3 protein-coding genes are annotated in these 5,984 nt (G+C 37.1%); all 3 read left to right on the top strand.

The window, feature by feature from the left end:
- Window positions 1-558 precede the first annotated feature (558 nt).
- Entirely contained in the window at window positions 559-3,453 is a 2,895-nt protein-coding gene (locus tag MWU82_RS23730; protein WP_247098206.1) for a hypothetical protein, read from the top strand.
- A 481-nt stretch (window positions 3,454-3,934) separates the two neighbouring features.
- On the top strand, window positions 3,935-4,999 hold the full coding sequence (locus MWU82_RS23725) for a nuclease-related domain-containing protein (protein ID WP_247098204.1): 1,065 nt from the start codon (window positions 3,935-3,937) through the stop codon (window positions 4,997-4,999).
- 451 nt (window positions 5,000-5,450) lie between these two features.
- Window positions 5,451-5,840, top strand: a complete 390-nt coding sequence (locus MWU82_RS23720) for a hypothetical protein (protein ID WP_247098202.1) — start codon at window positions 5,451-5,453, stop codon at window positions 5,838-5,840.
- The last annotated feature ends 144 nt before the right edge of the window (window positions 5,841-5,984 follow it).

Here is a 5,984-nt window from a genome sequence, read left to right as displayed (position 1 = left end):
GTATTCAATAATGGTCAATGATTTATTGACACTATATAGGTTGACGGAACAAAGGAACGGCCTATTTTTATTTTAGTAGTAAATCAAGGGGTTTTAACACCGGGTGTAGGTAGGCGTCCATAGAGCATTTCACCTTAGTGAAAGCGGCCTGGACGCTGCGACCGTTCAAAGTCCGTAGATTTCAAGAAAAGAAAAATCAGCCTAGCGTTTTTTGGTTCGTTTTTTATTCATCGGCTGGTCTATTGATTTTTAAAGGTATTCATGAATGCTACGCATTTGGGCGATGCAAAAAATGAACAGAACACGAACTCTGGGATAGTCTATCCTATCTTTATCCAATTCACGCACAACTTTTGGGATTGATCCGAATTCAGTTTTTTTGGTCTGGAAACCTATGCAAACCCAACTCAAGCCCATGCTTTAAATAAGTTTTAATTCAACCACCCAAATTGGTAGTTAAAAAAAACTATTAACTATTTTGCACATTAGATAACCAAGAACCCAATGACAAACAATTACTTTTTTAATTTTCGATCATATTGTTTTACACTGATAGTATTGAGTTTTGCTTTTGCAAGCTGTTCCCCTCAAAATATTGTACTGGAAAACGATCATTTTAAATATGTAATAGCACCTAACGGGAAGAATCTTGAGTTTGTTGATAAAGCAACACATAAAGATTATCTGGATACGGAATCAGGGTCAAAATGTGCTTATATATTCGTTGATGGACAAAGACATGATATCACCTCATTATCATTCGTAAAAGATAAATTTAAGATGGGATTTGGGGAGACCGGTGTTGATGTCGATATTCTAGTCAGTACCTCAAATGATCGCATCACTTTAAAGGTTACATCAGTTTCCGGGGAAATTGAATCGCTCGTTTTTTTAAATATTCCCCTAACGCTGGAAGGCCAACCTTATGAACCTTTTGCCGCATGCGCACTCTCCATGAACCTTTTCACACATGTCCGGCAGCTACCACCTTTACAGACTAATCTTTGGGCAGAATGTTATAATAAATTCGGAATTATAGGAGCAGAAGTGACACTGTTAGGCCTTCCCCAACAGAAAGTACTTCCTGTTATTCGCGATGTGATCTCAAGTGCCAAAGATATCCCTTTTTCAGATGCAGGAGGGGCCTGGGCACTCACGAAAAAGGAAGGGTATGGTTCTTACCTGATGAACTTTGGCTCACTTACCGAAGAAACAGTGGACGAATGGATTGAGACCTGTCATAATTTGGGTTTCAATCAGATCGATAGCCATGGGGGCGGTAGTTTTTTTGAGTTCGGAACCTTTGATCTAAACAAGGAAAAGTGGCCAGGTGGCTGGGATTCGTTTAAGCGGATCAATGAACGTTTACATAAGGCTGGAATTTCGCATATCTTTCATACATACGCCTTTTTTATAGACAAAAACTCAAGATACGTGACTCCTATTCCCAACAAAGACCTGGGATATGTGAATACTTTTACGCTTTTGGAACCCATTACTGAGACAGCTGATGAAATAGTTGTAAAGGAACCAACAACCAATATATCTACAGTCACCGGTTTTCATACGGAAAACAGTGTAACCCTAAAAATTGGAGATGAGTTGATAGAATTTACCGGGGTTACTAAATCTGCTCCTTATAAATTCACCGGACTCAAACGTGGGGCAAATGGCACAAAAGTCTCATCACATGGCCTAAATGAAGTCACTTTTCACCTGAGCGAAAGATTCGGAAGATTCGTCCCCGGACCGGAAACCCCCTTATTTGATGAAATGGCGAAGAGGCATGCAGAAATTGTAAATCATTGTGGTTTTGATGGTATGTATTTCGATGCCATTGATGGAAGCGCTGTACTTGGAGGGGAAGAAAACTTCTGGTATTACGGGACCAAATTTATTTTTGAAGTGGTGAAAAATCTGGAACGGCCGGTTGGTATGGAGATGAGTTCTATGTCCCACCACTGGTGGCATTACCGCTCGCGCTGGCAGGCATGGGACAGGCCTGTCCGTGGATATAAGCGTTTTATTGATATTCATCTGGCATCTATAAAGGCATCAGGGCTTTTTCTCCCTGATGAAATAGTATCTTATGAATGGGAACACGGTAGATGGCCAGGACATACACCCATAATAGATAAATATGCCGGGGTTGATAAGGGACAAATGCAGCTTCCTCTCCATTTGGGGTGGTGGGGTAACCAGATCTGGGGGCCACCTCAGGTAGAGCCAACCTTTTCCGACGATATTGAATATCTTGGTAGCAAAATGATAGGTAATAATGCTGGATTTTCACAATTGGGGGGAGTGGATAAAAAAACTTTAGAAGAAATTCCTCTATTCAAACAAGCTACAGAAATTATCAAGCAATATGATAAATTGAGACACGAAAATTACTTTGGAGAAAAGGTTAAAGAACTCCTTCGACAACCAGGAAAAGAATATAAACTTTTCCAGCAAGGAAATGACGAATGGAACTTTAAACCTATTGTCTATGACAAACACAAAGTTAAGGGGTTAGATCATTCTACGGCTAGCTGGACCGTAATTAATAAATTTAAAGCCCAGCCGATAAAACTCAGAATTGAACCGTTAATGTCTGTAAAATCCTATGACGACCCTTCCGGCATTATTTTAACTGATTTTTCAAAACCAACCGATTTTATCAACAAATCAAATGCAGAAGGAATCACAGGTCAAATAAGTGCGGCAGAAGAAAAGGTAGGAACGGGGGAAAAAGCAGCCATATTCTCTGCACAAAACAGTGGTGAGGCGCCACAAGATGGTTCATACATTAATATGGAAAAAACTTTTGAGCCATTGCTAGATCTCAGTAATAATCAAGCGTTGGGGGTCTGGGTAAAAGGAGATGGCAATGGTCAAATTCTGAATTTGAGTGTGAGGAGTCCCATACACATCTCACATGGTGCCCACGGGGATCATTTTATCAAAATAGATTTTACCGGTTGGAAATATTTTGAACTTGTGGAGATAGAATCTTCAAAGATCAGCGATTATATCTGGCCAGATGATTCTCATTTTTATGTATATGATTCTTACAGGCACACGGTTCACTTCGGAATGATCGAAAGATTGCAACTCTGGTACAATAATGTACAGGCCAATAAAAAAGTTAGCACAGTATTGGGCCCGGTCAAGGCATTACAAATGGTTCCAGGATTTGTCGAAAATCCGTCGATTACAATTGACGGGGAAACAATTGTTTTTCCAGTAAGAATGGAATCGGGCATGTATCTTGAATTCTTTTCGGCCAATGATTGTAAGCTCTATGGATCCAAAGGGGAATTACTCGCAGAAGTAAAGCCCGAAGGCTCAATTCCCACACTTGTAAAAGGCAGCAATGAAATTTCCTTCGCTGGTAAAGGCCCAAATGAGATCAATGCTCGGGTACAAGTAACCGTTATTAGCGAAGGCGACCCTCTTGACAAAAATTAAATCATGTACCTTTCTTTTTAGATCCGCCTGACCTAGCGCAAACGTCCCGCTTGTGTTTAAATAAATTTTACCCCCGGTCCTTGTGCAAATTTCAAGGAATTTAAAAAAGCGGTCTCTTTTTTTGTCTTTGTCTTTTAGATCTTATAAAGTTTGGTAAACGATACACCTCAAAAATTGGGATTTTATTGGCGATACCAACACCTCCCCCAGGACCACTAAGAAATACCATACAACGGATATTTTTGTACTTCACCGATTAAGCTAATACCAAAACCAATATTTGTTAACTTAGAAGGTTAGAAACAACTCCTGGTTGTAGTACTCCCCCCGCTGCCCAACACAGAAAATTTTATTGGATTAATATGAATTATAGGACACTAGCAAGTATTTAAGTGCTGTTTGGTTGACTTGTAGTTTTTAAAATAGGTTTATAGTTAATAGCTATATCCAATTGTTGACAATAATATCTAACCTAACCATCATGGCAAGAATAATCGGCCAAGTTGAGTCTCTAAAAACTTTAAAGGCTGAATTGAACAAAAGGAATATTTCGAGATTCAGTTCTGTTGGAGATATTAAAAGGTTTTGTAAAGAGTTCTCAAAAGAGAAACAAATAGTATTAGAGTCTCAAGAGAATTCCTTAATTGAAGAGATAAAACTAAAGTCCGAAAGAATAAGGGATAACGGTAACAGGCTTGAATTAGTAAGGAACATTGAGATTGGAAGATTAAATGCTAGCATTGAGAGTTATAAGAAGAGTAAGGAGAATTTAGAAAAGAAGAGAAGCAGTGCTTTTTTTCTTTTCAAGGTGATTTTGTTCTTTAGAATTAGGAAGCTTAATAAAAAGTTATTGTATTTAACAGATAACTATGAGTTGATCATTAATAGTTCTATTAGAGATATTCAGAAAGAAATATATCATGATTCCAATAGTCTTACTTACTTATCAGAAAACAAGCAAAAGGTAATATATGAACGAAGCAAACCCGAAATTAATCAGCTTGAACATGCTAGAAAGGCAATTGATGAACTAAGGCCCTTGATAGCTGGGGCAGTTGGAGAAAGCTTAGTTGAAAAAGAAATAGGAAAATTGTCAGATAATTATACACTTATAAATGATTATAATCTAAAATTTAGGCATCCAGTCTATAACAGGAAAACTAACGATAGAATATACTCTATTCAGCTTGATCATCTACTTGTCTCGCAAGCAGGTATATTCATATTAGAGACGAAGAACTGGAGCAAGAAATCAATTAATTCCTTCGATCTAAGATCTCCTGTTGATCAAATTATAAGAACAAATTATGCGTTGTTTGTAGTGGCAAACAATAAAATCCGCTTAGATAAACACCACTGGGGAACTAAACAGATACCCATAAGAAGCATAATTGTTATGATTCACTCAAAACCCAAGGAAGAATTCAAATATGTTAAGATTAAGCTGTTGAAAGAACTTAACAGTTACTTAGAGTACTTTGACCCTATTCTTTCCAATAGCGAGGTAGAAAGTGTTGCAAACTCATTACTCAGAAAAGGAAACTAACAAAATATCTCCAACACAATCTAAAAACAATACGGCCCTCGTGCTTAATTCAAAGGGTTCTGTATTTTCGAAGTCTGCACAATCTTTTAAATTTTATAAGATACTGTAAACCTTATACCCCAAAGATTGGATTTTTGTTTGCGGTACCACCCCCACCCCAGGATCCGCATAAAATACCATACAACGGATATAACCGTACTTCATCGATTTGCAAAATACCAAAACCAATATTTGCTAACTTAGAAGGTTAGAAACCAATTCCTGGTTGTAGTACTCCCCCCGCTGCCCAACTCAGAAAATTTTATTGGATTAATAAGATTTATAGTACACTTAAACATATCTAGTTATGGCCTAGTTGATTTATAGTTTGCTATAAGTAGTATATCATCAATGATGATACACAATTGTTGTGCGTAATTTGAAATAACTGACTGAAAAACAATTTAAACCAATGAGAAATACTTCTAAATATCTTTATGTAATTCTTCCAATGATTATTCTAATTGTAAGCTGTAATTCAACAAATCAAACTGAAAAGGAGTATATCAAGAACCTCGAAGAAAAGAATAGGCTTCTTCAAGAAGAGATTTACAATTTGAAAAATAATACTAAAAATGTTCAATCAGTTAAAACCACAATAGTTTCTGACAAAGATTATTTTACAATTGGATCAACAGAAAAGAAGGTTCTAGAAGTAATGGGAAATCCTACGGGTTATAATGACAATGGCCGATTTGGAAAAGTTTTATGGTTTGGATTGAGCACAGTAAAACTGGAAAATGGTAAAGTAGTCGGATATGACAATTTAGATGGAAATTTGAAAGTTAATATTGCAGAATAAATTTTGAATGCAATAAAAACTATGCACAACAGTGTATAACCGCAATTATGGTGGATATTCCGGTCATAGTGACCACCCCATTCCGGAGTATGTTGACCAGTCATTTTCAGGTTTCTAAAAGAACGATTTGTGAGCTATCATATT

The organism is Arenibacter sp. S6351L (genome assembly GCF_023016025.1).
Classification (GTDB): domain Bacteria; phylum Bacteroidota; class Bacteroidia; order Flavobacteriales; family Flavobacteriaceae; genus Arenibacter; species Arenibacter algicola_B.
The sequence above is the reverse complement of the archived record's forward strand: the minus strand, read 5'-3'. Positions and strand labels throughout refer to the sequence as shown.

Bases quoted from the DNA above. Each gene is read 5' to 3' on its own strand.
- MWU82_RS23720 (WP_247098202.1), top strand. From the start codon at position 5,451: ATGAGAAATACTTCTAAATATCTTTATGTAATTCTTCCAATGATTATT.
- MWU82_RS23725 (WP_247098204.1), top strand. From the start codon at position 3,935: ATGGCAAGAATAATCGGCCAAGTTGAGTCTCTAAAAACTTTAAAGGCT.